Source organism: Micromonospora sp. C41, from assembly GCF_018070485.1.
Taxonomy (GTDB): domain Bacteria; phylum Actinomycetota; class Actinomycetes; order Mycobacteriales; family Micromonosporaceae; genus Micromonospora; species Micromonospora chalcea.
This window is the reverse complement of record NZ_JAGPXP010000015.1, coordinates 22,451-47,436: the sequence shown is the minus strand read 5'-3', so window position 1 is coordinate 47,436 and position 24,986 is coordinate 22,451. Positions and strand designations below refer to the sequence as shown.

27 protein-coding genes are annotated in these 24,986 nt (G+C 72.3%); 12 read left to right on the top strand and 15 right to left on the bottom strand.

Annotated elements, in window-relative coordinates; genetic code table 11:
• Positions 1 to 5 precede the first annotated feature (5 nt).
• Entirely contained in the window at positions 6 to 1,253 is a 1,248-nt protein-coding gene (locus KBX43_RS17635) for an NAD(P)/FAD-dependent oxidoreductase (RefSeq protein ID WP_210885617.1), read from the bottom strand.
• Positions 1,254 to 1,344: 91 nt separating this feature from the next.
• Between KBX43_RS17635 and KBX43_RS17630 the strand changes: the two genes are divergently transcribed.
• Both KBX43_RS17630 and KBX43_RS17625 read left to right on the top strand, forming a co-directional pair.
• On the top strand, positions 1,345 to 1,728 hold the full coding sequence (locus KBX43_RS17630) for a PadR family transcriptional regulator (protein WP_043325311.1): 384 nt from the start codon (positions 1,345 to 1,347) through the stop codon (positions 1,726 to 1,728).
• Positions 1,725 to 2,621 carry a hypothetical protein gene (locus KBX43_RS17625; protein WP_209960911.1) on the top strand — a complete coding sequence of 299 codons (897 nt, stop codon included), beginning with the start codon at positions 1,725 to 1,727 and terminating at the stop codon, positions 2,619 to 2,621. The genes KBX43_RS17630 and KBX43_RS17625 overlap by 4 nt, the downstream gene beginning before the upstream one ends.
• A gap of 178 nt (positions 2,622 to 2,799) precedes the next feature.
• Here the strand turns inward: KBX43_RS17625 and KBX43_RS17620 are convergent, their stop codons facing one another.
• From KBX43_RS17620 to KBX43_RS17610, 3 genes are all read right to left on the bottom strand, one after another.
• The gene (locus KBX43_RS17620) at positions 2,800 to 3,594 is read right to left on the bottom strand and encodes a matrixin family metalloprotease (protein ID WP_147265144.1); all 795 of its coding nucleotides are present in this window, start codon (positions 3,592 to 3,594) and stop codon (positions 2,800 to 2,802) included.
• 372 nt (positions 3,595 to 3,966) lie between these two features.
• Positions 3,967 to 4,194 (bottom strand): hypothetical protein, encoded by a 228-nt coding sequence (locus tag KBX43_RS17615; protein WP_209960913.1) that lies wholly within the window; start codon positions 4,192 to 4,194, stop codon positions 3,967 to 3,969.
• Between the two features lie 76 nt (positions 4,195 to 4,270).
• On the bottom strand, positions 4,271 to 5,359 hold the full coding sequence (locus KBX43_RS17610) for an epoxide hydrolase family protein (RefSeq protein WP_187692317.1): 1,089 nt from the start codon (positions 5,357 to 5,359) through the stop codon (positions 4,271 to 4,273).
• A gap of 405 nt (positions 5,360 to 5,764) precedes the next feature.
• On the opposite strand from KBX43_RS17610, the gene KBX43_RS17605 reads away from it, so the two are divergent.
• Complete coding sequence (locus KBX43_RS17605; protein WP_210885614.1) at positions 5,765 to 6,742, top strand: phosphotransferase family protein; 978 nt, start codon at positions 5,765 to 5,767, stop codon at positions 6,740 to 6,742.
• An 8-nt stretch (positions 6,743 to 6,750) separates the two neighbouring features.
• Here KBX43_RS17605 and KBX43_RS17600 read toward each other — a convergent pair whose 3' ends face one another.
• From KBX43_RS17600 to KBX43_RS17585, 4 genes are all read right to left on the bottom strand, one after another.
• Entirely contained in the window at positions 6,751 to 7,164 is a 414-nt protein-coding gene (locus KBX43_RS17600; RefSeq protein ID WP_210885611.1) for a nuclear transport factor 2 family protein, read from the bottom strand.
• Between the two features lie 75 nt (positions 7,165 to 7,239).
• A complete protein-coding gene (locus KBX43_RS17595; protein WP_210885608.1) occupies positions 7,240 to 7,569 on the bottom strand; it encodes a cupin domain-containing protein in 330 nt (109 codons plus the stop codon).
• 13 nt (positions 7,570 to 7,582) lie between these two features.
• A complete protein-coding gene (fmdA, locus tag KBX43_RS17590) occupies positions 7,583 to 8,836 on the bottom strand; it encodes a formamidase (RefSeq protein ID WP_043325299.1) in 1,254 nt (417 codons plus the stop codon).
• Positions 8,837 to 8,857: 21 nt separating this feature from the next.
• Positions 8,858 to 9,136: a zinc ribbon domain-containing protein gene (locus KBX43_RS17585; RefSeq protein WP_069087883.1), complete on the bottom strand. Its 279-nt coding sequence runs from the start codon at positions 9,134 to 9,136 to the stop codon at positions 8,858 to 8,860.
• Positions 9,137 to 9,339: 203 nt separating this feature from the next.
• Between KBX43_RS17585 and KBX43_RS17580 the strand changes: the two genes are divergently transcribed.
• Together KBX43_RS17580 and KBX43_RS17575 are read left to right on the top strand one after the other, a co-directional pair.
• On the top strand, positions 9,340 to 10,515 hold the full coding sequence (locus KBX43_RS17580) for a cellulose binding domain-containing protein (RefSeq protein ID WP_043325296.1): 1,176 nt from the start codon (positions 9,340 to 9,342) through the stop codon (positions 10,513 to 10,515).
• An 11-nt stretch (positions 10,516 to 10,526) separates the two neighbouring features.
• Positions 10,527 to 11,651 (top strand): glycosyl hydrolase 53 family protein, encoded by a 1,125-nt coding sequence (locus KBX43_RS17575; RefSeq protein ID WP_043325295.1) that lies wholly within the window; start codon positions 10,527 to 10,529, stop codon positions 11,649 to 11,651.
• A gap of 36 nt (positions 11,652 to 11,687) precedes the next feature.
• Here KBX43_RS17575 and KBX43_RS17570 read toward each other — a convergent pair whose 3' ends face one another.
• On the bottom strand, positions 11,688 to 12,092 hold the full coding sequence (locus KBX43_RS17570; RefSeq protein ID WP_064447360.1) for a DoxX family protein: 405 nt from the start codon (positions 12,090 to 12,092) through the stop codon (positions 11,688 to 11,690).
• Between the two features lie 98 nt (positions 12,093 to 12,190).
• Complete coding sequence (locus KBX43_RS17565; protein ID WP_210885605.1) at positions 12,191 to 12,529, bottom strand: hypothetical protein; 339 nt, start codon at positions 12,527 to 12,529, stop codon at positions 12,191 to 12,193.
• A 171-nt stretch (positions 12,530 to 12,700) separates the two neighbouring features.
• Between KBX43_RS17565 and KBX43_RS17560 the strand changes: the two genes are divergently transcribed.
• Positions 12,701 to 13,291, top strand: a complete 591-nt coding sequence (locus tag KBX43_RS17560; RefSeq protein WP_247677486.1) for a hypothetical protein — start codon at positions 12,701 to 12,703, stop codon at positions 13,289 to 13,291.
• Between the two features lie 12 nt (positions 13,292 to 13,303).
• On the opposite strand, the gene KBX43_RS17555 is transcribed toward KBX43_RS17560, so the two are convergent.
• Positions 13,304 to 15,112 (bottom strand): hypothetical protein, encoded by a 1,809-nt coding sequence (locus KBX43_RS17555; RefSeq protein ID WP_210885602.1) that lies wholly within the window; start codon positions 15,110 to 15,112, stop codon positions 13,304 to 13,306.
• A 17-nt stretch (positions 15,113 to 15,129) separates the two neighbouring features.
• Positions 15,130 to 15,855 carry a DUF899 family protein gene (locus tag KBX43_RS17550; RefSeq protein WP_210869462.1) on the bottom strand — a complete coding sequence of 242 codons (726 nt, stop codon included), beginning with the start codon at positions 15,853 to 15,855 and terminating at the stop codon, positions 15,130 to 15,132.
• A gap of 94 nt (positions 15,856 to 15,949) precedes the next feature.
• On the opposite strand from KBX43_RS17550, the gene KBX43_RS17545 reads away from it, so the two are divergent.
• Complete coding sequence (locus KBX43_RS17545) at positions 15,950 to 17,353, top strand: NDP-hexose 2,3-dehydratase family protein (RefSeq protein WP_064447364.1); 1,404 nt, start codon at positions 15,950 to 15,952, stop codon at positions 17,351 to 17,353.
• A gap of 44 nt (positions 17,354 to 17,397) precedes the next feature.
• On the opposite strand, the gene KBX43_RS17540 is transcribed toward KBX43_RS17545, so the two are convergent.
• From KBX43_RS17540 to KBX43_RS17530, 3 genes are all read right to left on the bottom strand, one after another.
• Positions 17,398 to 17,829, bottom strand: coding sequence for an SRPBCC family protein (locus KBX43_RS17540; RefSeq protein ID WP_176722772.1), 432 nt, complete (start codon positions 17,827 to 17,829; stop codon positions 17,398 to 17,400).
• Between the two features lie 101 nt (positions 17,830 to 17,930).
• Positions 17,931 to 18,746: an ABC transporter permease gene (locus tag KBX43_RS17535; RefSeq protein WP_205798118.1), complete on the bottom strand. Its 816-nt coding sequence runs from the start codon at positions 18,744 to 18,746 to the stop codon at positions 17,931 to 17,933.
• A gap of 5 nt (positions 18,747 to 18,751) precedes the next feature.
• The gene (locus KBX43_RS17530; protein WP_210885760.1) at positions 18,752 to 19,756 is read right to left on the bottom strand and encodes an ATP-binding cassette domain-containing protein; all 1,005 of its coding nucleotides are present in this window, start codon (positions 19,754 to 19,756) and stop codon (positions 18,752 to 18,754) included.
• A 164-nt stretch (positions 19,757 to 19,920) separates the two neighbouring features.
• Between KBX43_RS17530 and KBX43_RS17525 the strand changes: the two genes are divergently transcribed.
• The 5 genes from KBX43_RS17525 (at position 19,921) to KBX43_RS17505 (ending at position 24,953) form a co-directional block, all read left to right on the top strand.
• Positions 19,921 to 20,745, top strand: a complete 825-nt coding sequence (locus tag KBX43_RS17525; protein WP_043325280.1) for a cyclopropane-fatty-acyl-phospholipid synthase family protein — start codon at positions 19,921 to 19,923, stop codon at positions 20,743 to 20,745.
• A 35-nt stretch (positions 20,746 to 20,780) separates the two neighbouring features.
• Positions 20,781 to 22,013, top strand: coding sequence for a class I SAM-dependent methyltransferase (locus tag KBX43_RS17520; RefSeq protein WP_210885592.1), 1,233 nt, complete (start codon positions 20,781 to 20,783; stop codon positions 22,011 to 22,013).
• Positions 22,010 to 22,762 carry a trans-aconitate 2-methyltransferase gene (locus KBX43_RS17515; protein WP_223201165.1) on the top strand — a complete coding sequence of 251 codons (753 nt, stop codon included), beginning with the start codon at positions 22,010 to 22,012 and terminating at the stop codon, positions 22,760 to 22,762. Before KBX43_RS17520 ends, KBX43_RS17515 begins: the two co-directional genes overlap by 4 nt.
• On the top strand, positions 22,759 to 23,742 hold the full coding sequence (locus tag KBX43_RS17510) for an NAD(P)-dependent oxidoreductase (RefSeq protein ID WP_210885589.1): 984 nt from the start codon (positions 22,759 to 22,761) through the stop codon (positions 23,740 to 23,742). Before KBX43_RS17515 ends, KBX43_RS17510 begins: the two co-directional genes overlap by 4 nt.
• A 95-nt stretch (positions 23,743 to 23,837) precedes the next feature.
• Positions 23,838 to 24,953: a nucleotide disphospho-sugar-binding domain-containing protein gene (locus KBX43_RS17505; protein WP_210885586.1), complete on the top strand. Its 1,116-nt coding sequence runs from the start codon at positions 23,838 to 23,840 to the stop codon at positions 24,951 to 24,953.
• Positions 24,954 to 24,986: the final 33 nt, after the last annotated feature.

Here is a 24,986-nt window from a genome sequence, read left to right as displayed (position 1 = left end):
GGCAATCATGCCTCCGGCACGGTGACCCGGTGCAGCCGAGGTAGCACGCGGGTCAGCACCCAGTGTGGCGCGGCCGCGCCCCCGGTGAGGCGGCGCATCAGTCCGGAGGCGGTGTCGACGGCGCGGAAGGCGTAGTCCGTCATCTCGTCCTGGTAGGCGGCGATCGCCTCCTCCGCCGAGGTGGCGCCCGCCCGCGCCTCGACCAGCCGGCGGCCGAGCAGGGCGGCGTCGCGGAGCGCGGTGTTGCCGCCGTGGGCGCCGAACGGTGGCATGACGTGTACGGCGTCACCCATCATCGTGGCCCGTGGCACCGCCCACCGGTGCGGCCGTCGGCCGGTGGCGAAGAGGTTGAGCACCGTGGCGTCCAGCTCGGCGGTGTCGACCAGGCGCCGGATGAGCGGATGGAAGTCCGTACTCAATCGGTCGGCCAGTTTCCACAGCGCCAGCAGGTTCCCGCGGACGTCGGCCGGCAGTTCCTCCTGCCGGAGCAGCAGGCCCCACATGACGTAGTCGTCGCCGCTGGGCGCGTAGTTGCCCGGGGCCAGGCGTGCGAACGCCGCCTGCGGGCTCTCGCCGAACCGCATGGAGGTGAAGAAGAAGGCGCTGCCCGGCCGGTCGGCGATGGCCAGGACCCCGCTGGTACGCAGTGCGTCGGGGATGACGCTCTCGCCGTAGCGCAGCAGGGGAGAGCGGCCGTAGATCCCCGCCATCGAGGTGTTCGCCGGGTCCGCGTCCGGCATGAGCTGTGGTCGCAGGGCCGAGCCGACGCCGTCCGCGCCCACCACGACGGTTGCCGCAGCGGCCTCGCCGTCGGAGAACCGCAGTCGAAGCCCTGCCGGGCCGCCGCTCTCCACCGCGACGGCGTCCTTGCCGTAGTGGATGCGCCCGTTCAACCCGGACTGCAGGATCGACCGCAGGGTCAGCCGGTCGACCTGGCGGGTCGCGCCCGGCTCGTCCTTGAACGTGATGGTGAAGGCGTCCCGCAGCCGGCTGTTGGTGAAGCGCAGGTGACCGCCGGGCTCGTCGCCGGTGGCCAGCGCCAGGTGGTAGAGCGAGCGGGGCAGGCTCTCGCGAAGCGCCTCCAGCCCGTACCGGTCGAGAATGATCCGGTAACCCTGCCGCCGGATGAAGGGGCCCGGGTCCCGCTCGTAGACGTGCACGTCGATGCCGGCGCGCGTCAGGTACTGGGCGAGGCAGAGGCCGGAGAGGCCGGCGCCGGCGATCGCCACCGAGAAGTCCGTCGATGTGCTCATGCAATTACCTTAATCATTAAGATAATTTGGGCAAGGGTCACTGTGAACAGTCACCTTGGACGGATACTCAAGTTGGTTGTATATTCGGCTCATGGGATCGGCTTCGCGTCCCGCGCTACGGGAACCGTCGTACTTCGTCCTCGCCGCTCTGCTCGGCGGGCCGCTCCACGGCTATGCCGTGATCAAGCGGGTCAAAGAGCTGTCCGACGGGCGGGTGACCCTCGCCGCCGGGTCGCTGTACTCCGTGATCGACCGGCTGCTCGGCGAGGGCCTCGTCACCGCCGACGGTGAGGAGATCGTCAACGGGCGTGCCCGTCGCTACTACCGGCTCACCGACGAGGGCTGTCTCGTACTCACCGAAGAGGCCGACCGGCTCGCCCAGGCCGCCCGGGTGGTCATGGATCGCCTGCCGCGCCGGGTCCAATCGCAGGCAAGTGCCCGTCACCCTTCTACCGCGAGGATCAGACCAGCATGAGTTCCGATGTCCTGGAGAAGCGCTACCGGATGCTGCTGCGGGCCTACCCCGCCGACTACCGCCGCGAACGCGCCGACGAGCTGATCGACACGCTGATCGGCGACGAACCCACCACCCGCCGCTGGCCCAGCGCCCGGGAGGCTGCCTCGCTCGTCCGGGGCGGCCTGCGGGTGTACGGCGGCGGCACCGCGCCCCGGCCCACCGCCGTGCTGTTCTGGCAGGGCATCCACCTCGGCGCCCTCGCGGTGCTGGCGCTGGGTGTCCTCATCGGCCTGGACGACATCGTCGAGGCGTTCCAGTTCGGCGGACTCTCGGACCCTCTGACCGTCCTGCGGAATCAGGGCATCCACGAGATCGTGCTGATCGCCGCGCTGGTGGCGCTCGTCGCGGGCCGCGCCCGTACCGCCGCCGTTCTGGCGGTGACCGCGGCGGTGGTGCCGACCGTGATCTCGCAGTACCTGTTCCTCAACGGCCTGCCGCAGTGGTGGGCGCCGGTCGTCGCCACGCCGCTGATCGTGCTGGGGCTGCGGCGTCCGGCGGACGTGCCGCCGGCGCCCCGGGCCAACGCCGTCCTGGTCACCGCCGGCATCCTCGCCCTGCATCTCATCCCCGCGGGCGGCCTCCGCATGGCCGACGCCGGTCCGCGGATCGTCGTCGCCGTCATGGTCGTCGCCGGGATTGCCGCATTCCTGTGGGTGGCCACGGCCGACCAGCGGCTGCTGATCGCCGTCGTCCCCACCCTCCTGCTGGGTACGCTCCACCAGTTGGACAACAGCGGGTTGACGGGGGAGTTGCTGCGCCGGCCGGACGCCCTGCCGTCCCTGGTCGTCGCGGTCCTGATGGCTGTCGTCGCGGTCGTGTCGACCCGGCAGCGGCAGCGCACCCGAGCCTGACCAACTCGCGGGTGGTCCACAACGGCGGCCGGCAGGGATCTGTAGCCGACTGTGGCACACGGCCACCGCACGTTCATCGGCGGTCCTCAGACCATCGATGAACGTGCGGTGGCCGTCCTCATGGCTCGCCACACCCAACGCCGAAGTCGAGCGACGCCGGAGTACTACGGCTTGCCTGTCAGTACAAGGTGCCCATCCCGGTAAGATCACCGCTCCGCTTGACTCGCTTATTCACTCCCGTGCCGAGCGTCGGGAACATCACCGGATAAGAGCTGCCCGTGTAGTGCGCCAAGCCAAAGCCGTGCCCAGCCTCATGCGTGGCAACGGAGATGAGGTCGAAACGCCCCGCAGGGACAGTCCCGGAAAGGCCGGTGAACCAGTTCGTGACCCGGTTGTTGAATGCTATGTCGACCTCTACCCTGAGGCCGGAGCCGTCGACCCACGAGTAGGTGGCTCCCAAGATGTCCGGATCAAATCCGGCCCATCCGACTACATTTCCGTTGTCCCTCGTTCCCCACGTGTAGCGGGTGGTTGACCCTCGATAGTCGGCGAAGGCGAACGTGTAGTACGTGCCGCATGCGGAAGAAGTGTCAGTTATGAATTGGAAGCCGTACTTGATGGCTTGAAGCGCGTCCGAGGCCGGCTGCGACCGGCTGTTGTAGGTCCACGGAAACACAGATTGCTGCCATACGCCGCCGCTGAAGTTGTATTCGTAGGAGCTTCCGCAGTACGCAGGCACAGCTGCGAGCCCAGATGACTGAGTCTTCGCTGCCCCGGCTGGTTCTGGGTGCTTGGTGGCTGGTTCTGCGCGTTTGGCGAGGATGCGCTTGAGAGCGCCCGCTGTGGCAGTGGATCCAAGCGCGGGCGTCTCGTCGATCTGCAACGCCAGCTGACCGTCGGTCGCCCGATAGACAGAAGCAGCGCTCGGGCCCGTCGAGCCGGGCGTCCGCAGAACCTGCACGATGGCGACCATGCCTGGCTCCGGAACTGCAACCTCGAGACCCTCGGCGACTCGGACGACGGTGTCCGAAGCCAATTGGCAAGAAGTGCCGACCGACTTGATCTCGCTTGGTGACAAGGTTGAGCTGCATGGAATCTCGGCAGCGAACGACGGCGTCGTCGGCATCAAAGCGACCGCAGGCATCAAAGCGGTTAATGCGATTACGGTGCCAACTGACCTACTACGGCCTTCTTTTCGAGCCATGGAACACCCAACCCCCGTTGAGAGACATAGTCTTAAATTTTTGGATGTCTGGACACTGTACGAGGCCGGGTTCCCTTAGTCAAGATTCAGGTCCTTCGCCCGTGCGCGACAACTGGACAGGACGAGGCAGCAGGAAGCTCCTCAGTGCGGAAATTGCGTCTGGTCGATCATGTGTCCACGCAGGAGCTTCAGCGTGACGCTCCTGATAACCCCGTACGCCATGAGGCCGCCGCCTCCACCTGCCTTCGGGCGGACGGAGGCGGCGGCCTCTTTGGTCGTTTCCGCGCCGGCTGCCGCAGCATGCCCGCGCGCCATCTCCGAGCGGCGGGCGGGTAGCTGGTCGACGTGGGCGGCGACGATCGCGGCCACCCGGCTCCTGCGGCGCGCCAGCTGGCACCACCAGGTACCGGTCCGGGTCGGCGGTGCCGCCGGTTGAGCTACTGGATCACCGCAGCGCGCTGAAGAAGGCGCGCAGGTCGGCAGCGAGCAGGTCGGGCTCTTCCTGGGCGAAGAAGTGGCCGCCGACGGTGGGCTCGCGCCAGTGGGTGAGGTTGGCGTAGGTGCGTTCGGCGAACGACCGGGGCAGGCCGGCGTCCTCCACGCTGACCGTGATACCGGCAGGCACGGCGACGATCGGCAGTGGTGGGGCCAGGCGGTCGTCACGGTAGGGCCGGAAGGACGTGCCGATGCAGTTGGTCACCCAGTACAGCATCACGGTGGTCAGCAGTTCGTCGAAGCCGAACCGGCGGGAGATGTCGCCGCCGCAGTCGCTCCAGCGCTGGTACTTCTCGATGATCCATGCGGCCAGTCCGGACGGCGAGTCGCTCAGCGCGGCCGCAAGGGTGTCGGGCCGTGTCTCCTGGATGATTCCGTAGCCCCAGTCATCCTGGGCCTTCGCGTCGAGCATGGCGACGAACGCCTCCTCGGCTGGGCTGAGGTCGCCCCTGCGGTCCGCCGGCGGGAACTTGATGTGCTGCGAGAAGACCCCGATGACCCGATCTGCGTGGCGGGCGCCGAGCCACGTCGACACGCCGGACCCGATGTCGCCACCGTAGGCGCCGAAGCGGTCGTAGCCCAGACGGGTCATCAGCTCAGCCCACACGTCCGCGACAGCCGCCTCGGTCGTCGGGCCCTCGGCGAGTGGCCCGGAGAAGACGAAGCCCGGCAGGCTCGGTATGACGAGGTCGAAGTCTGCGAGCCGGGACATCAGGGGCAGCATCTCCGTGTACGTGCTGGGCCAGCCATGGGTCAGGATCAGCGCCGTGGCGTCGGGCGATGCCGAGCGGACATGAACGAAGTGGACCGGCGTGCCCCGGACCGTGGTGACGAACTGAGGGTGCCGATTGAGGGCACGCTCGACCGCACGCCAGTCGAATCCGTCGAGCCAGTACCGCACCAGATCTGCCAGGTACGCAGGGTCGGTGCCGGCGGCCCACGGCTCACCTGGGGCGGCCGGCGCGAGCCTTGTCCGCGAGAGCCGAGCCCGCAGGTCGTCCAGGACGGCTTCGGGCACATCGATGTGGAAGGGCGTCACCTGATCATGATTCCATCGCAAGGAGTCACTCGGCAGCCGCCCGAATGGGCAGGCTGCAGGCTCGATCTCCGATCCGGGCGAGACATCCCCGACACCGAGGTCCTCGTCGACGGCTATGCCTACGGCTCGTTGTCCATGACGGCCTACACCCTGGGCATGTCCTGTCCACCGGCTGCCGGCCGGGGCGGATCCCCGCAGCCACCGCCCGGCCTGCCGTCGGACGGCTCCAACATCTGAGGGAGCGCCGGCTGCTCGGTGGCACCACCGATGAAGCCGACCTGCATCAGCAGCGCGAACACGGTCAGCGCCGGGGCGGGCCGGTCCGCGAAGTCCGCTGCGTCAACTCGGTTGTGTGCCGCTGCTCGGCCTGGCAGCCTGGCTGCCTCGATCTGACGAGAGGCGGCCATGACGCGGACCTTCCTGCAGCCGGACGATCTGCACGACCTCGTGTCGGACCAGTTCGGCTCCGACCGGCGGCTCGCTGCCCTGGACCGGCTGACGGGCGGCACCAAGAAGGGCGTCTACCGGCTCCGGCTGGACGACCGGACAACAGTGATGCTGTACGTGTGGGCCGCGGACGAGAACTACTGGCCCCCGTCACCGACCATCCCGGACGACCCGTTCACCGATGCGTCGGGCGCGGATCTCTTCGCCGCCAGCCACGCGGCGCTCACCGCGGCAGGTGTGCGTGTCCCGCATCTGATGATGATCGACCGGGACGGCCGTCACCTCGACGCCGACGTCGCGCTCGTCGAGGACGCCGGCGCGCGACGGCTGGAGGCGGTGCTGGAACACGATCCGGCCACCGCCGCCAGGCCGCTGTCCGCGCTCGGCGATGCCCTGCGCCGCATGCACACCGCCTTCGGACCGCACTACGGCAAGGTCGCGGCCGTCGCGCGAGGTGAGGCGTCCCAGACGCGGCGCGCGGAGGACGTGATCGTCGACCGGGCGCTCGGCCACCTCGACGCGGCAGCGGCCCGCGACGCCCGGCTGGCCGACGCCCATCACCGGATCGCCGCCCACGTACGCCATCTCAGGAGCGCGGTCACCCCGCGCGAGGAGTACGGGCTGGTGCACGGTGAACTCGGCCCGGACCACGTTCTCGTCACGCCGGCCGGCGAGGCCGTCATGATCGATTTCGAGGGGCTGACGTACTTCGATGTCGAATGGGATCATGCCTGGCTGCAGATGCGCTTCGGCGAAGCGTATTCGGCGCTGCGTCCGGTCGATCTCGATCCCCACCGGCTGGAGCTCTACCGGTACGCGCAGACGTTGTCCCTGATCGAAGGGCCACTGCGGATCGCGGACACCGACTTCCCGGACCGGAAGTGGATGCTCGACCTGGCCGAGTGGAACATCACCAAGGCGCTCGCCGCGACCTGACGGCAGCCTCAGTCGGCCGGACCGACGTGTGCCGCGAGCAGGCGCCACCCCTCGTCCTCGTCGAGGATCCATGTGCGCGTGTAGCGGACCCGGGCGAGAAACGGCTCGCCGGCGAGGGTGCCCTCCACGGTGCCGAGGAACCACGTCACACCGGTGCCGCCGGCCACGAGGACCGCCAGGTCCTCCTCGTCCACCCGGGTGATCGTCTGCTGCCCGGATCGGTGCACGTGCAGGTCGTCCTGCTTGGAGTAGAGGCGGCCGTCCGGCCCGGTGAACACGAGCCGGTCATCGATCAACCGATCCAGCGCCGCGACGTCGGAGGACAGTTGGGCACGTTGAAGACGCCGTTCGGCGGCGCGTAGAGCTTCGACGCCGGGGAGATCCGCGCCGCCGTTCCCCGTGGGGTGATCATCGGTGTCCATTGACGACAACGTAACAGCGATTATCCGGGAGCGCTGACCGCCTGTACTGGTCAGCGGGGACGGCGGGTTCGCCGGTCAGCGCTTGGCGACGGTGAGCAGCACCGCGGCGTCCTCCAGTGCCTCCAGCGTGTGCCGTCGGTCCGGCACGATCAGCAGATCGCCGGGTGCGCCGTCCCAGGACGTCTCGCCGGCGCCGAGCCGGACCCGGCCGTGCAGCACGTGGACGGTGGCCTCGCCGGGGTTCTCGTGCTCGCCGAGCGCCTGGCCGGCGGTCAGCGCGATCACCGTCTGGCGGAGCCTGTGCTCGTGGCCGCCGTAGACGGTGGAGCTGCTGCGGCCGTTGGGCGCGGCGTGCGCGAGCTTGAGCTGTTCGCGGGCCAGTGCGGTCAGGGATGACTTCTGCACGAGGGTCACCTGCTCACGGCATGGTGGCTTTCGGGGCGCCCTTGCCCGGGTCGATCCGGGTCGGACCGGCGGCCGAGGGTCGGATGTCGAAGTCGAAGATCTCGGTGGGCAGGTAGACGGTCGCGCAGGAGTTGGGGATGTCCACCACGCCGGAGAGCCGGCCCTCGATCGGTGCGGCGCCGAGCAGCAGGTACGCCTGTTCCGGCTGGTAGCCGAAGCGGGTCAGGTAGTCGATGGCGTGCAGGCACGCGCGCTGGTAGGCGAGCTGCGAGTCGAGGTACCGCTGTTCGCCGTCGAGGGTGACCGAGAGCCCGGAGAAGGCCAGCCACTGGGAGTACTGCGGCGGCGTGTCACCCGGCATGAAGATCGTGTTCTCGGCGACGCCGTACGTCTGCATGCCGTTCTTGATCAGGTCGACGTGCAGGTCGACGAAGCCGCCCATCTCGATGGCGCCGCAGAAGGTGATCTCTCCGTCGCCCTGGGAGAAGTGCAGGTCGCCGAGGGACAGGTTGGCTCCCGGCACGTACACGGGGTAGAAGACCCGGCTGCCGACGGTGAAGTTCTTGATGTCCTGGTTCCCGCCGTTCTCCCGAGGCGGCGCGGTTCGCGCCGCCTCCGCGGCCACCCGGTCGAAGTCGGCGCCGGTGAGGCTGCCGAGGATCGCGTCCTGCGGCTCGGGGGGCAGGGCCAGGGGCGGCACCCGGTCGGGTGCGGTGGCGATCAGCGCCCCCTCCCGCTGGTTCCAGGTCGCGAGCAGCGACGCGGACGGGGCGGTGCCCATCAGTCCCGGGTGGGCGATCCCGGTGAACGAGACCCCGGGGATGTGCCGGGAGGTGGCCTTGCGGCCGGTGAAGTCCCAGACCGCCTTGTACGCGTCGGGGAACTGTTCGGTGAGGAAGCCGCCGCCGTTGCCGGTGGGGAAGATGCCCGTGTAACCCCAGCCCTGACCGGCCAGCGGACCGGACTCCTGCGGGATCGGGCCCATGTCGAGGATGTCGACCATGAGCAGGTCGCCCGGCTCGGCGCCCTCGACGGCGAACGGGCCGCTGAGCGCGTGGACCCGGGTCAGCGGAGCGTCCCGGATGTCCTCGGCGGAGTCGTCGTTGTGGATCGCGCCGTCGAACCACTCGCGGCAGTGGACGCGGAACGACTGTCCGGGCCGTACCGTCGCCACGGGCGGGATGTCGGGATGCCAGCGGTTGTGCCCGACCTTCTCCTGGTCGGTGAACCTCTTCGTGGAGTCGAGGGGGAACAGCAGTTCAGGCACGGTCTTGAGCCCTTCTCGTGGTCACCATCGGGGCAGTCGGGCGTGGGCCGGGTTCGTCGAGCGGCGCGCCGGGCGACGGCCGGGCACCTGCCCGACCACCTCCGGCTGTTCCGCGCTGCGTTCGGTCCGGTCGATGGCCTCGCGCAGCGCCGCCGGCGTGCGGGTGAGCCGGGGCGCGGAGAACACCCGGGTCGCCGGGCCGTCACATCGGGGGCAGCTCGTCGACGGGCCCGCGGTGCCGACGGGCATCACGACGTCGAAGCTGCCGTCCTGCGGGCAGCGGTACTCGAAGGTGGCCATCGCCGATTCCCGTCCAGCCTTCGTGTGTGCGGTGGCCGTTCCGCAGCGGCTCACCCTGTCTCTCCGATTGTGGCTGATTGCTCAGATAGGCGGCGCAAAACGACGAATCAGGCAAAGGTGGTGCCTTGGTCGCCGGGTTGCCGTCCCGACCGAGGCGTGGGATACGTTGGCGATCATCGATGCGTTGGCGGCATCGTCGGCGTATGGCTGCCGTCTCCTCGTCCTCACTTCTGCGCCGTCTGCGGCCGGGTCTGCCGGCGGCCGTCGTGGTGTCCACGGCGGTGCTCGGCACCGCCCTGACCGCGGTGCCGCCGGCGGGCGCCGGCGCCGCGTACCCCGCTGTCGCACCGGCGCCCGGCGGGGCCGCGGCGCCCGTCGCGGACCCGACCGGGACCGTCTCGCCGCCCACGTCGACGCCCAGCACGCCCAGTACCACGCCGTTCCCGCCGAGCCCGCCCACGAACCTGACCGCCACCCAGGTGCGGACCACCTCGGTCACCCTCACCTGGACGGCCGCCACGCGCGGCTGCTGCCCGGTCGTCGGGTACGACATCACCTACTACCAGGCGTTCGACGACGTGATCTACAGCCTCAGCCTCGGCGACGTCACCACCACCACGATCACCAACTACATCCAGCCGGGCCGGCAGTACTCGTTCCGGGTGTCGGCCCGCGACGGCGACGGCCGCCGCTCGGCCGCCACCGACGCGCTGACGGTGGTCACCCCGGTGACCGACACCGGCCCGGACACCACCCCGCCGAGCGCGCCGCAGAACCTCACAGTCGGCGAGGTGACCGGCTCCACCGCCACGCTGTCCTGGGCACCGTCGACCGACAACGTCGGCGTGCTCGGGTACAACGTCTACCGGTTCGACGGCTGGTTCACCTCGACGCTCGTCGCCACCGTGCCGGGGACCACGTACACCGGGCCGCTGCCCCCGTCGACGCCGCTGCGCACCCTGTACTACGTGCGGGCCCGGGACGCCGCCGGCAACGTGTCGATCGCCTCCAACACCGTCACCGTGCCCACGACGACCACTCCGCCACCACCGCCGCCCTCGACCTGCCGGGTGACCTACCGGAACCAGTCCGAGTGGGCCGGCGGCTTCGTGGCCACGGTGACGGTCCAGAACACCGGGACGGCGGCGGTCGACGGCTGGATCGTCACGTTCGGCTTCCCCGGCGACCAGCAGATCACCAACGCGTGGAACGCCACGGTCGGGCAGACCGGCGCCACGGTGACCGCCCGCAACGTCGACTGGAACCGCGTCATCGCCCCGGACGGATCCGCGACCTTCGGCTTCCAGGGACGGTGGGGCGCCAGCGACGCGCCGCCGACCGGCTTCTCGCTCAACGGCGCCCCCTGCACAGTCGGCTGAGAGGAAGTCCTGTGACCACACGCCACCGCCGCCGCGCCCTGGCCGGGGCCGTCACGGCCGTCGTCCTCGCCCTCACCACCACGATCGGGGGTACGCCGGCGCCCGTCGCCGCCGCGAACACGCTGAGCATGCGGGGCGCGGACGTCTCGTCGTTGCAGCGCAGCCTGGACCTGGGGGCGAAGTACTACGACGCGGGCGGGGTCGCCCGTGACCCGCTGGACATCCTCAGGTCCGCCGGCGTCAACTACGTCCGGCTGCGCGTCTGGAACAACCCGGCCAGCGGCTACAACAACAAGAGCAAGGTGCTGGTCCAGGCGAGAGCGGCCAAGGCGAAGGGCCTCAAGGTCCTCATCGACTTCCACTACTCCGACACCTGGGCCGACCCCGGCAAGCAGTACAAGCCGGCCGCCTGGGCCGGCCACAGCCTGAGCCAGCTGCGCAACGACGTGTACGCCTTCACGTACGACGTCTGCGCCGCCCTGCGCGGGCAGGGCACGCTGCCGGACAGCGTGCAGATCGGCAACGAGATCAACGTCGGGATGCTGTGGAACGAGGGGAAGGTCGTCAACAACGACTTCGCCCCGCTGGCCGGCCTGCTGAAGCAGGGCTACAACGCGGTGAAGGCCTGCGGCGGCGGCATCCCGGTCATGATCCACACCGCCAACGCCGACAGCAACGCCAACGCCCGCTGGTTCTACGACGGCATCCGCGCCCAGGGCGTGCAGTGGGACATGACCGCCCTGTCGTACTACTGCATGTGGCACGGCAGCCTGGCGAACCTCTACAACAACATCGTCGACCTGCGGAACCGCTACGGGAAGCCGGTGGTGATCGTGGAGACCGCGTACCCGTTCACCCGGGACGACGCGGACGGCCAGCCGAACGTCATCGGCGACGTCACCTGCGACGGGATCAGCGCGACCTGGGCCGGGCAGGCCCAGCAGTTCGACTGGGTCCAGAACACCGCCCGCAACGCCGGCGCCATCGGGGTCTTCTACTGGGAGCCGACCTGGTACGCCGTCCCCGGCAACGGCTGGGACCCGGCGAACATCAACGGCACCGGGAACGGCTGGGACAACATGGCCGTCTTCGACTGGTCCGGGCGGGTGAACCCGGGGGTGCGCTGGACGCCGTGACCGGCCGCCGGCCGCACCCCGGGTGCACCCGCCTGCTCATCGCCTGAAGAGGCGGCCTATCGAGTCGCGCCGGCCCCAGGCGATGAACACGAACAGGAAGAACAGCACCACCGGGGTGATGACCAGCGCGCCGCCGTCCAGGATGAACGCCTGGGTGATGGCGGCGCCGACCATGAGCAGCGCCAGCCCGACGGCGGCCAGGCCGGCGAGCCGCGGCACCAGCAGCCCGATGCCACCGGCCAGCTCCACCAGGCCGATGAAGTAGCGGAACCAGGGCGCTGCGCCCATGTCCTCGAAGGACTGGACGGTGTTCGTCTCGCCGAACAGCTTGGGGCCGGCCGAGGCGACGATGAAGAAGACGCCGAGGAAGCCCTGGAGCACCCACAGCGTGCGGTGCAGCCCACGGGTGACGGGCGGGGGAGTGGTGTCGACAACGCTCATGGCTCTCGTCCTCCTGAAGAATCAGCTGGTGCATCCGAACGGATGCACCAGCTGAGACCGGCCGGGACATGTGAACTCATCGGTGATCCGGCGGACCGCTACCAGGCCTTGCCGCGGATCGGGGGTACGTCGAGCTCGTGCTCGCCGCCCCGGTGCTCGGCGAGCAGTCGGCGGCGGATCGATCGCCAGGCGACGCGCTCCTGGCGGCGGCCGAGCCTGCGGCAGGGCTGGAACGTGCAGAGCCGGCAGCCGCAGAGGTTGGGCGCGTGCGCCGACACCTCGCGGTGGCAGCGGGTGCGGATCCACCTGGGCGAGGCGAGGAACTCGGCCAGGTCGCACGGGCCGGAGCCGTGCCGGTGGATGTCGGTGAACCATTCGCGCAGGTACGGATCCCGCTGCTGCACACGCTCGGGTCGGTGGATGTCGGTACGGGCCATGTGACGACCGCCCTTCGGCCGCCCGCGCACCATGCGCGGGACTAACGCCTCTCTGGCATGCCGGTCACCTCCCGTCGCCGGTGGACGCCCCCATTCTGCTGATCATGGATCGGGCCAGGCATCCGATTTCCGGGGCCGCCCAATGGGTCGATCAGGCCGTACCATCGCCCGGTGAAGCTGCGCCGCCGGCTCGTCGCCGCGTCTCTGCTGCTGGCGGTGGAGACGATGGCGCTCGCGCTGCTCGTCACCGAGTCCCTGACGGGTGCGATCGCAGCCGCCGGCCTCACCTGCCTGTCGTTGTGGCTGCACCTCGCCCTGCACGAGGGCGGCCACCTCGTCGCGGCGAAGCTGCTGCGCCTGCCGGTCGTCGCGGTCCACATCGCGCCCTTCACCGGATGGCGCAACGAGGTGTCGGTCCGGCCGTCGGCGTCGATGCCGGCGTTGCCGCTGCGGATGGCGCTGTTCCATCTCGGCGGCCCGGTGGCGAACCTGGGCGCCGCCGCGGCGCTCGTCGTCGTGGCGACGCACACGGCAACGGTGTCGACGCGCCTGGCGCTGTTCAGCGCCGCGTTCGTCGGAGCGCTGCTCGGCCTGGGCAACCTCGTTCCGGGGAGTTCGCCCCGCAGTGACGGCCGCAACCTGCTCCGCTGGCTCGGGGCCCCGGCGGCCGCCCGGGCCGGACTCCGGGCGTACTACCACCAGGACTTGCGACGCACCGCCGAGGACGGTCCGAAGATCATCGGGAGTCCGTCCGGGCGGTAGCGCGCTCGCGGCTCAGCCGAGCGGGCCGGTCACCGCGGTCACCGTGCCGCCGGGCAGGAAGCCGGACCGGCCGTGCCCGCCGTGCGCCACCGGGCCGGGCAGCGAGACCGCGGCCGCCGCGTACATCCGGGCCGGCCCGGCGGGCGCGCCGCCCTGCCAGGCCAGGTAGCCGGAGACGGTGGCGGGTTCGCCGGGGAAACGGCGGGCCAGCTCCGCGACGTACCGGGACACCGGCTCCGCGCGCGGGTCGAACCGGAGCGCGAGCATCTGCCCGGTCGCGGGGCGCAGCACCGCGGCGGTGAGCAGCCAGGGCGCCAGATAGGTGCCGGCCGCCGCGCCCGGCCCCCGCGCGGCGTCGCGCAGCGCCGCCTCCGCCCCGGCCCAGCCGGTGACCACGAGCGTCGGATGCCGTCCGGACCCCGGGGGTACGACACGCAGTCCGGCGCGGCGCGCGGCGTCGGTGACGGCGGCGACCGCCGCGACGGAGCGGGCCGAGGAGTCGCCCACGACGCTGAGGGCGCCCTCGGCCCGGGGCACGAGGAAGGCGACTGTGGCGTCGAGGTCCTCGCGGTCACCGGAGGTGAGGGCGTCCGCGGGGCAGCGCGACAGCGGCTGCGGGTCGTCCCGCAGGAGCACGCCGAGGGCCGCGCTGACGCACTCCGGCCCGTCCGGACCGCGCAGGTCGGGACCGGGCGCGTCGGCCGCCCCGGCGTCCAGCCGAATCACGGCCTGGCGTCCGCCGTACGCGACGTGCAGCCGGCTCGGGCCGGGCGGAAGGTGTACGAGGGCCCAGCCGTTGGTGGCACCGGGCAGCCGGACGGCGGGGGAGAGGCGGTCCGCCCGCGTCCCGACCGAGACTCCCTCCGCGCCGACGTGCACGAGGTTCCAGCCGGGCCGCTGCGGTGCCACCACCAGCGGGAGGCCCCGGCCGCCGTTGTCAACTGCGACCAGCAGCGGCGCGCCGGGGCGGCCGGGCGGCGCGGGCAGCGCCACGGCGGTCGCGGTGGCGGCGACGATGACGACCGCGGGCAGCACGACCGCCTGTCCCCGCAGCAACGCCCGGTCCGGCTGCCGTCGGCGTCGCAGGCCGGCGCCCAGGCCCACGGCTCCGGCCACGGCGACCGCAAGGCAGACCCAGCGTGCCGGGCCGGCCCATCCGGGGCCTTCCGGGCCGAGGGCGGCGTGGTCGGTACCGAGCCGCACCGCGCCGGCCGCCGCCTCGGCGGTGACGGCGGCGAGCATCCAGGGCGCCGCCCGGTGGGCGACGCGCCGCCGGGCCGAGTCCGCGCCGAGCACTGTGGCGACGCCGCCCAGCAGCACCGCGGCGGCGAGCCCGTGCCCGGCGGCGGCCGTCGCCTCCGCGACTGTCGCGGTGGGCAGCGCCAGCAGGCCGGCCCCGGCGGACACGAGCAGAGCCAGGGGTACGCCGACCGCGCGCCGCCCGGCGCACCCGGGCAGGGCGAGGCAGGCCGCCGCGAGCACGAGCGTTCCGGCGGCGGGGGCGTCCCCGCCCAGGCCGAGGGTGAGCAGGTGCGCGACGGCGGCGGTCACCGCCGGGGCGGTGAGGCGGCGGGGCGCCGGGGCGGCGAGCGGTCGCAGCAGCACAAGCCCGGCCGTGGTGGCCGTCGCGGCGAGGGCGAGCAGCGCGGCGAACCCGGTGGCGGCCGGCGCGACACCGCCGCCGTCCGCGGCGTGGGCCGGCCCCGCCGCCAGCAGCGTGGCCGCCACTGCGGCGAGGGCCGCGCCGGTGAGCCGTCCGGCCGATCGGGGTACGCCCCGGCGACCGTCGGCGGTACGCGGTGTCGCGGTGCGGTCGGGCACTCGTGTCTCCTCGGCTGTCACACGGGTCGATCGGCCGGGTCGGTAACCGGGGGATACGTGTTGGCGGCGTACCAGTCGCCGCGGCCCCGCGGCAGCAGGTCGAGCACGTTCCACACCGGGGAGAGCAGGTCGATGCCGCGCTCGGTGCCGTCGACGAAGTTGGCCGGCTGGCTGTAGAAGTGCCGGACGCCGTCGCCGTCGCGGACCAGCACGCTGACCATCGGGCGCTGGTCGCCGTTCGGGTGCTCGGCGCGCAGGTCGGCGTTGAAGTCGGTGCCGTGGCTGGAGAGCAGCCGTAGGCCGGCCCAGCCGCGCCGGGCGCCCCAGGCGCGCAGCTTCTCCGCCGGGGCCTTGCCGACCACCACGAACGCGGTGTGCTGCTGGAGGTGGTGGGCGACGCCGTGGAACCCGTCCACCCACATCGAGCACATCGGGCAGGCGGCGTCGGCGTCCGGGTGGAACATCAGGTGGTAGACGAGGAGCGTGCGGTGCGCGCCGAAGAGCGCGGACAGCCGGACGGGGCGCAACGGGCCGGGCGCGGTCAGGTCGGCCGGTCCCTCGGTGAGCGCGACGTCGGCCACCGGCGCGCCGAGCGGCAGCTCCCGCCGGGCGGCGGCGACCTGTTCGATCTGGTCACACAGGCGGCGTTCGGCCTCGGCGAGGCGCAGCCGCGCGGCCACATATCCGGCGTCGGCGCCGTCCGGCCACATCGGCAGCGCCGGCGCGCTCGCGTCCTCAGTCATCCTCTCGTCCTTCCTCGACCCGCGCTAACGCCGGCCGTTCGCTATAGGATATAGAAGTGATCAACGGGTAGGTGTCGACAAAGGGGGTACGCGCGTGACGGAGACGACCGCGCCACCAGGGCTGCCGCAGCACGGCCGGTTCGCCACCGCCGACCCCGACGCCGACATCCACGAGTGGCTCGCCGACTGGCGCCGTCAGGCCCCGATGCGCGTGGACGTCGTGCCCCTGGCCGGCCTGCGCGGCTGGCGCCAGGACGCCGACACCGGAGTCCTGGCCCACCGCAGCGGCCGGTTCTTCCGGGTGGAAGGGCTCTCCGTCGAGGTGCCGGGCGCGGCCGTGCCCCGCTGGGACCAGCCGGTGCTGCACCAGCCGGAGGTGGGCATCCTCGGGCTGCTCGCCCGCCGCGACGGCGACACGCTGCGGGTGCTGGTGCAGGCCAAGGCGGAGCCCGGCAACCAGGACGGCCACCAGCTCGCGCCCACCGTCCAGGCCACCCGGAGCAACTGGACCGGCGTCCACGGCGGCCGCCCGGTGCCGTTCCTGCACCACTTCCGCGACCCGGACCCGCGCCGGGTGCTCGTGGACGTCCGCCAGTCCGAGCACGGGTCCTGGTTCCTGCGCAAACGCAACCGCAACATGGTGGTCCTCACCGACGAGGACATCGTGCCGCCGCCCGGGTTCCGCTGGCTCAGCCTCGCCCAGCTGCACCGGCTCCTGCGCCACGACGACCTGGTCAACATGGACATCCGTACCGTGCTCTCGTGCCTGCCGGCGGAGCTGACGGCCCGGGCGGCCGGCCCGGCCGGGGACGCCTTCACGGCCGCGCTGCGCCGCTCCTGCCGACCCGGGCCGGGCAGCCGGCACCACACCGGCGAGCTGCTGCACTGGATCACCGACGTCCGCAGCCGGACCGAGGTGGACGCCGACCGGACGGCGCTGCGCGGACAGGCGGCGTGGCATCTCGGCGAGGTCTCCCTGCGACACGACAGTGGGCTGTTCTTCGAGGTCATCGGCGTGGACGTGGACGCCGAGGGGCGCGAGGTGGCGAGCTGGTCGCAGCCGATGCTGCGGCCCTGCGGCCAGGGGGTGGTGGCGTTCCTGGCCACCCGTCTCGACGGTGTGCTGCACGTGCTGGCGCACGCCCGGGTCGAACCGGGCTTCGTCGACGTGGTGGAACTGGCGCCGACGGTCCAGTGCACGCCCGCCACGCTCGACTACCTGCCCGCCGCCGCGCGTCCGCCCTTCCTGGACCAGGTGCTCGGCGCGCCGCCGGAGCGGGTCCGGTTCCGCGCGCTCCTCTCCGAGGAGGGCGGACGGCTCTACCGGGCCCGTAGCAGCTATCTGGTGGTGGAGACCGACGACGTCGACCTGGAGAGCGACCAGTACCGCTGGGTGACGCTGCACCAGCTCTCGGAACTGCTGCGGCACAGCAACTACGTGAACGTCTCGGCCCGCAGCCTGATCGCCTGCCTGCGCGGGCTGCTGGACGCCGGCTGAGCGGGCGGACCGGGTCGCGCCCGGTCCGCCCGCCGCGACGGCGGTCAGTCGCCGAAGCCGGTCGGGTGGGCGTCGCCGACCGCGTTGAGCAGCACACCCTGCTCCAGCAGCGCCTTGCAGGCGCAGAGCACCATGGTGAACCCGCCCATCGAGTCGATCGCCTTCGCCACGGCCTGGTCGGCGCTGCCGGCGAAGCCGGTCTCGGTGACCCGGACCAGCGTCGTGTCACCCTCGCCCGGCAGGAACCGCCATTCGAGCTGGGTGGGGGACTCCGGGTCCCACTCGGCCAGGATGCGGCTGTTCTTCTCGACGTCCTTGACCGTGACGACGGTGGAGACGCCGTACATCTCCCAGTCCCAGGTGACGGTGGCGCCGGGTTCGAGCCGGCCGCTGCTCTTGGTGAACCAGAACTTCGTGGTCACCGCCGGGTCCGCGAACGCCTCGAAGACCTCGGCGGCGGGCCTGCGGATGAGCATCTGCGCGGTGACGGCAGGCGGTTGAGTCAAACGGTCGCTGTCCACGGGGTAGCCGTGTTCCCTTCTCGTGTCATCGGCACTGCGTACAAACGGTGGCGGGGTCAGGCCCGCCGGCGGTACAGGAACATGGAGAGCGGGGCGAAGACGGCCACCAGCGCCGCGCAGCCGACCAGCGCCGCGCCTACCTCACCCGCGGTCGCCGTGCCATGGGCCAGGCCGCGCGCGGCGGTGACCGTCAACGCGAACGGGTTCAGGCCGACCACGGCCTGCAGCCAGCCGGGAAGCGTCTCCTGCGGCACGAAGAAGTTGCTGACGAACGACACCGGGAAGACGATCGCCTGGCAGGCGCTTAGGGCGGCGGTCGGTGACTTCAGGGCGAGCCCGAAGACCACGTACACCCAGGAGAAGGAGAAGACGAAGACCAGGGTGATCAGGATCGTGGCGAGGACGCCGAGCACGCCACCGTCGGGCCGGAAGCCGACCGCGAGCCCGACCGCCACGGCGACCGCGCAGCCGACGACGTAGAGCACGTTGTTGCCGAGCAGGGTGCCGACGATCGCGGCGGGCCGCCAGATGGCCAGCGCGCGGAAGCGGTCGGTCACCTCCCGGGAGTTGTCCAGGTTGACCACCGCGCCGATCCGCATGCTGATCATGATCCCGGTGAACACCACGATGCCCGGGATGTAGAACTGCATGTAGCTCGACGTCGAACCGGCCAGCGCGCCGCCGAACAGGAAGCCGAAGACGAGCGTGAACATGACCGGCACGCCGAGCGCCTCGAGGATCTGCGTCGGGTCGCGGCGTACCTTCTGCACCGCCCGCCACGCGAAGGTCAGCGTGGACGACAGCGCGCCGGGACGTGCCGGCCGCGCCGCGGACGGCGCCGAGGCGCCACGGCCGGTGCCGGTCTCCACCATGCTGCTCACGCCGCCTCCTCGGTCTCGGTCCGCGAGCCGTCCGCCCGGTGCCCGGTGAGGGCGAGGAACACCTGGTCCAGGGTGGCGTGGCCGAAGGCGTACTCGGCCAGGCCGACGCCGGCCCCGGTGAGGGCGGCCAGCGCCCGGGTGGCCTCCTCCTCGGCCGCGACCTGCGCGGTCAGCTCCATCCGGTCGGTGCCGGCGTGCACCGCCGTGCCCAGCGCCTCCGCCAGCATCCGCTCTGCCGTCTCCCGCTGCCCGGCGTCGCGCAACCGCACCCGCAGCACGCTCGCACCGATCGACCGCTTCAGCTCCACCGGCGTGCCCTCGGCGATGACCCGGCCGTGGTCGACGACCGCGATCCGGTCGGCGAGCTGGTCGGCCTCGTCGAGATACTGCGTGGTGAGCAGGACGGTGGCGCCCTCGCCGACCATGCCCCGGACGAGTTCCCACACCTGGTTGCGGCTGTGCGGGTCCAGCCCGGTGGTCGGCTCGTCGAGGAACATCAGGTCGGGTGTCACGATCATGCTGCTGGCGATGTCGAGCCGACGGCGCATGCCGCCGGAGTAGGTCCGCACCAGCCGGGCGGCGGCCTCCTCCAGGCCGAACGTGGCGAGCAGCTCCTCGGCGCGGCGGCGGGCCGCGCTCCAGGAGAAGCCGCGTAGCCGGGAGAGCAGGACGAGATTGTCCCGGCCGGACAGTTCCTCGTCGACCGACGAGTATTGCCCGGTCAGCCCGATCCGGTCGCGGATCGCCCCGGCCTCGCGCACCACGTCGTGGCCGAGCACGCGGACCTCGCCGCTGTCGGGCGGGACGAGCGTGGCGAGGGTGCGGACGATCGTCGTCTTCCCGGCGCCGTTGGGGCCGAGCACGCCGAACACGCTTCCGGCCGACACGCGCAGATCGATCCCGTCGAGCGCGCGCACCTCGCCGTAGGATTTGCGCAATCGTGTGATCTCGATGGCGGGAGTGTCGGTCTGCTGTGCGGACAACCCAGCCGTACGCGACATTGTGTTCACAAACATATAGTAGCAGGACGTTTCGCTCCGGTCACGCCTCTTGATCCGCGCGTCGCGCGCGTTCCGCCACCACGTGATCGTCGCATGGACACCCGTCGGTCGATAGCTATAACATTCTCAAGCAGCAACTTGCCGCCGAGAGTGGAGGAGCGGACGTGTCCACACGCGAGCTGACCGAAATCGACGAGGTAGCGGAGATCTACGACGACGGCGCCTGGGCCGTCGAGGTGCTCGGCGGAAACATCCACTTCGGATGGTGGGAGGACGACGACGACCGCACGCCCTTCCTGGAGGCCATCAACCGGTTCACCGACATCGTCGGCGACCGCCTCGGCCTGCGCCCCGGCGATCGGCTGCTGGACGTCGGCTGCGGCGCCGGCGAGCCGGCCATCCGGCTCGGCCAGCGCAGCGACGCCGACATCACCGGCATCACCAACAGCGCCGAGCACCTCAAGCGGGCCCGGGAACGGGTCAACGAGTCCGGGCTGCGTGGCCAGGTCCGCTTCGAGCTCGGCGACGCCGCCGCGCTGAGCTACCCGGACGCCTCCTTCGACAAGGTGCTCGCCTTCGAGTCCCTGGTGCACGCGCAGGACCGCCGGCAGTGGCTCGCCGAGATCCGCCGCGTACTCAAGCCCGGCGGCCGGCTCGTGCTCACCGACCTCGCCGAGGACGCCCCGCTCACCGAGCGGGACCGGCAGATCCTCACCGACTTCACCCTCGCCCCGCCCGGCCCGCCGATGGCCGCGTTCGACCTGGTCCGCGACGCCGGATTCGTGGTGGACGAGTTCCTCAGCTGCGGCGACAAGATCAGCCGTTCGTTCCCCGCGTACCACGAGCGGGTGCAGCAGCGGCGCGACACGCTCGCCGCCGCGCACGGCGCCGAGAAGATCGACGCCTTCCTCGCCGAGATGCCGGCCGTGCTCGACGTCCTGCGGACCAAGGTCGGCTGCGTCGTCATCGCCGCCCACAAGCCGCGCTGACCCGCCCGGCACCGGTGACCGGAAGGAGCAGGCAGATGACCGCCCCCGCCGTCACCGGCTGCCGGATCTGCGGCGGCCCGGTGACCGAGATGCTCGACCTCGGCCGCCAGCCCCTCTCCGACGCGTTCCTCCGCCCGGCCGACCTCGACGGCGAGTTCTTCTACCGCCTCGCGGTGGGCCGGTGCGCCGACTGCACGATGGTCCAGCTCGTCGAGGAGGTGCCGCGCGAGCGGATGTTCCACCACGACTACCCGTACCGCTCGTCGCTGTCGTCGGTGATGCGCGCGCACTTCACCGGCACCGGCCGGGAACTGCTCGCCACCGAGCTGACCCGGCCCGGCGCGTTCTGCGTCGAGCTGGGCTGCAACGACGGGGTGATGCTGCGGACCGTGGCCGCGGCCGGCGTACGCCACCTCGGCTTCGAGCCGTCCGCCGGGGTGGCCGAGCTGGCCCGTGGGCAGGGCGTACGGGTGCGTACCGACTTCTTCGAGGAGGAGACCGCCGCCGACGTGCTCGCCACCGACGGGCCGGCCGACGTCATCTACGCCGCCAACACGATCTGCCACCTGCCCTACCTGGACTCGGTGCTGCGCGGCGCGCGGCTGCTGCTCGCCCCCGGCGGCGTCCTCGTCTTCGAGGACCCGTACCTCGGCGACATCCTCGCCCGGACCGCCTTCGACCAGATCTACGACGAGCACTTCTACTACTTCACCGCCCACTCGGTACGGGCCGCCGCGGCCCGCTTCGGGCTGGAGCTCGTGGACGTGCGGCGGCTCCCGGTGCACGGCGGCGAGGTGCGCTACACGCTTGCCCGCGCCGGGGCGCGTACCCCGTCCCCGGCCGTCGCCGACCTGCTGCGCCAGGAACGGGAGCAGGGAGTGACCGGGGAGGCGGCGCTGCGCCGGTTCGCCGCCGCCGTCGCGCGTACCCGATCCGAGCTGGTCGCGCTGCTGCGCTCGCTGAGGGAGGAGGGCCGCACCGTCGCGGCCTACGGGGCCACCGCGAAGAGCGCCACCGTCACCAACTACTGCGGGCTCGGGCCGGAGCTGATCTCGTACGTCTGCGACACCACCCCGGCCAAGCAGGGCCGGCTGACCCCGGGCGCGCACATCCCGGTCCGCCCGCCCGAGGTATTCGCCGACCCGTACCCGGACTACGCGGTGCTCTTCGCCTGGAACCACGCCGAGGAGATCATGGCGAAGGAGACCGGCTTCCGGGCCGCCGGCGGCCGGTGGATCCACTACGTGCCCACCGTGCGCGTACGGTGACGGCATCGGTGGCGCGCGGCTTCTACCGCGCCGGATACCCGGAGATCTACGACCTGGTGATGCGGCACCGGGGCCGCGACCACATCGCCGAGGCCGCCACGCTCGCCCGGACGGTCCGGCGCCGGAACCCGGCCGCCGCCTCGCTGCTCGACGTGGCCTGCGGCACCGGGCTGCACCTCGAGCACCTGCGGACCCACTTCGCCCCGGTGACCGGCGTGGACCTGTCCGCGGAGATGCTGGCCCGAGCCGGCGCCCGGGTGCCGGACGTGGCCCTGCACGAGGGCGACATGCGCGACCTGGACCTGGCCGACACCTTCGACGTGGTGGTCTGCCTCTTCGCGGTGCCGCACCTGCGCGGCGCCGCCGAACTGGACCGGACCGTCGCGCGGCTGGCCGCCCACCTGACGCCGGGCGGCGTGCTGGCGGTCGAGCCCTGGTACACGCCGGAGACGTTCGTCCCCGGCTACGTGGCCCGCGACATGGTGCAGGAGCAGGACCGGGTGGTGGTCCGGCTGTCCCACTCGACGTGGCTCGACGACGCGCGCGACCGGATCCGGATGACAGTGCACCAGGCGTACGCCGACCCGGAGACCGGCATCCGGCACGACACCGCGACGACCGATCTGACGCTGTTCCGGCCGCAGCACTTCGCCGCCGCGTTCGCCCGGGCCGGGCTCGCCGCCGCGCACGTCACGGCGCCGCCGTTCCGGTGGGGCCTGTGGATCGCCCGGCCCGCAGGTGCGCGGTGACCGGCGACCGGCCACGCGCGGTCGTGCTCGGCGGCACCGGGTTCGTCGGCGCCCATGTCGCGGACGCCTTCGTCGACGCCGGCCACGACGTGCTCACGGTGGCCCGCCGCGCCCCGGCCGGCCACCGGCACCGGTTCACCGCGCTCGACCTCTGCGACACCGGTCCGGGGACGCTGGCGCGGCTGCTGGACGCCGAGGACCCGGTCGCCGTGGTCGACTCCACCGGCAGCAGCTGGGGACTGGACCCCGGCCGGATGGCGGAGCGCTGCACCCGGCTCAGCGCACTGCTGCTCGACGCGCTGCGCCGCGCCGCCTGCCGCCCCCGGCTGGTCCATCTCGGCTCGGTGCTGGAGTACGGGCAGCCGGTCGCGCCGGCCGATCCGCGCCGTACGCCCGCGCCGGACACCGCGTACGGCCGGGCGAAACTGGCCGCGACCCGGGCCGTACTGGCGGCAGCCGACGCCGGTGAGGTCGACGCGGTGGTGCTGCGGCTGGTGAACGCGCTCGGCCCGGGGCTGCCCGCGACCAGCCTGCTGGGCCGGGTCGCCGCCGCGCTGGCGCCGGCCGCGCGGGCCGGCGTCGCCGCGCGGGTGACGCTCGCCCCGCTGGAGGCCCGGCGTGACTTCGTCGACGTCCGGGACGCCGCCGAGGCCGTGCTGGCCGCCGCCGGGCGCCCGGTGACCGGCCGCGTCCTCGACATCGGCCGCGGCGAGGCGGTGCCGGTGCGGACGCTGGTCCGGCTCCTGGTGCAGGTCAGCGGGGTGCAGGCGACAGTGGTGGAGCGTGCCGGCCCGGCCGGCTGGCGGGCCGGGACCCGGTGGTCGTGCGTCGACCCGGCGCCCGCCGCGGCGGCCCTCGGCTGGCGGCCGCGCCGCGACCTGCGCCGGGCGGTCACCGACTTCTGGCACGACGAGCTGCGCCGCTACTCCGGCGACGGGGAGCCGGCGTCGGCGGGGCCGCCGCGCCAGCGGGCGCCGTAGCGCCGGCGGGGAATCGACAGGTGGCGCGACCGGCGTCACCGGCTCGGCGGTACGGCGTCGGCCGTGCCGCCGCGACGACAGGGAGGGCAGGAGTCATGCGCGTACTGTTCATGCCGGGTCCGGCCATCGGCCACGCGTTCCCGCTGGTACCGCTCGGGTGGGCGTTCCGCGCCGCCGGGCACGAGGTCGTCTTCGTCACCGCCGGTGACGCGCTGGCGGTGGCCCGGGCCGGGCTGCCGGTCCTGGACGCCGTGCCCGGACGCACCACCTCGGACATGCAGGCGCAGTTCATCCGCGACGTGCCGCGACTCTTCGAGCCGATCGGCGCCGACCCGATCGCGGAGATGGAGGAACGCAAGCCGTACATCGTCTCGGCCTGGGACCCGTTCGTCGACGCCCACGTCGCGCTCGGCGAGTGGGTCCAGCCGGACCTGGTGGTGTACGACCCGATCTTCGCGGTCGGCCCGGTCGTCGCCGCCCGGCTGAAGGTGCCGGCGGTCGCGCACAGCCTCGGGCTGGCCCGGTTCACCCCCGACCTGCTGCGCGAGCTGCCCGGCGCGGTGGCGATGCGCCGGCACGGGGTGACGCTGCCCGAGGGCATCCGGACCGTCGACATCGCCCCGCCGAGCCTGGTCGAGGGCGGGCCGGCCGAGATCTCCATGCGGTACGTGCCGTACAACGGCGGCGGGGTCCTGCCCGAGTGGCTGCGGGAGCCGGTCGCGCGGCCCCGGATCGCTGTCACGTTCGGCACGCTCGGCGGGCCGGACCGGTTCGCCGCCGGCATCGCGCGGGTGCTCGCCGCCGCGCCCGGGCTGGACGCCGAGTTCGTGCTGGCGATCGGGGAGTCGGCCGCTCCGGCCGACCTGCCGCCGAACGTGCGGACCACCGGCTGGGTGCCGCTGAACCAGTTGCTGCGCGGCTGCGCCGCCGCGATCCACCACGGCGGCGACGGCACGACGCTGACCTGCGCCGCGCTCGGCGTCCGCCAACTGGTGCTGCCCGGCTCGCCGGACGAGCTGGTCACCGGCGAGCTGCTGCGCGGCCGGGGGCTGGCGCACGTGCTGGGCTCGGTGGACGAGCTGGACGCCGCCGCGATCGGCCGGCTGCTCACCGACGCGGAGCTGGGCCGGGTGACCGGCGAGGTGCGGGCCGAGATCGCGGCGCTGCCGTCCCCGGCCGAGGTGGTGCCCCGGCTGGCCGCGGCGGTGTGAGCCCGGCGGCGGGCGGCTCGTCGCCGCCCGCCG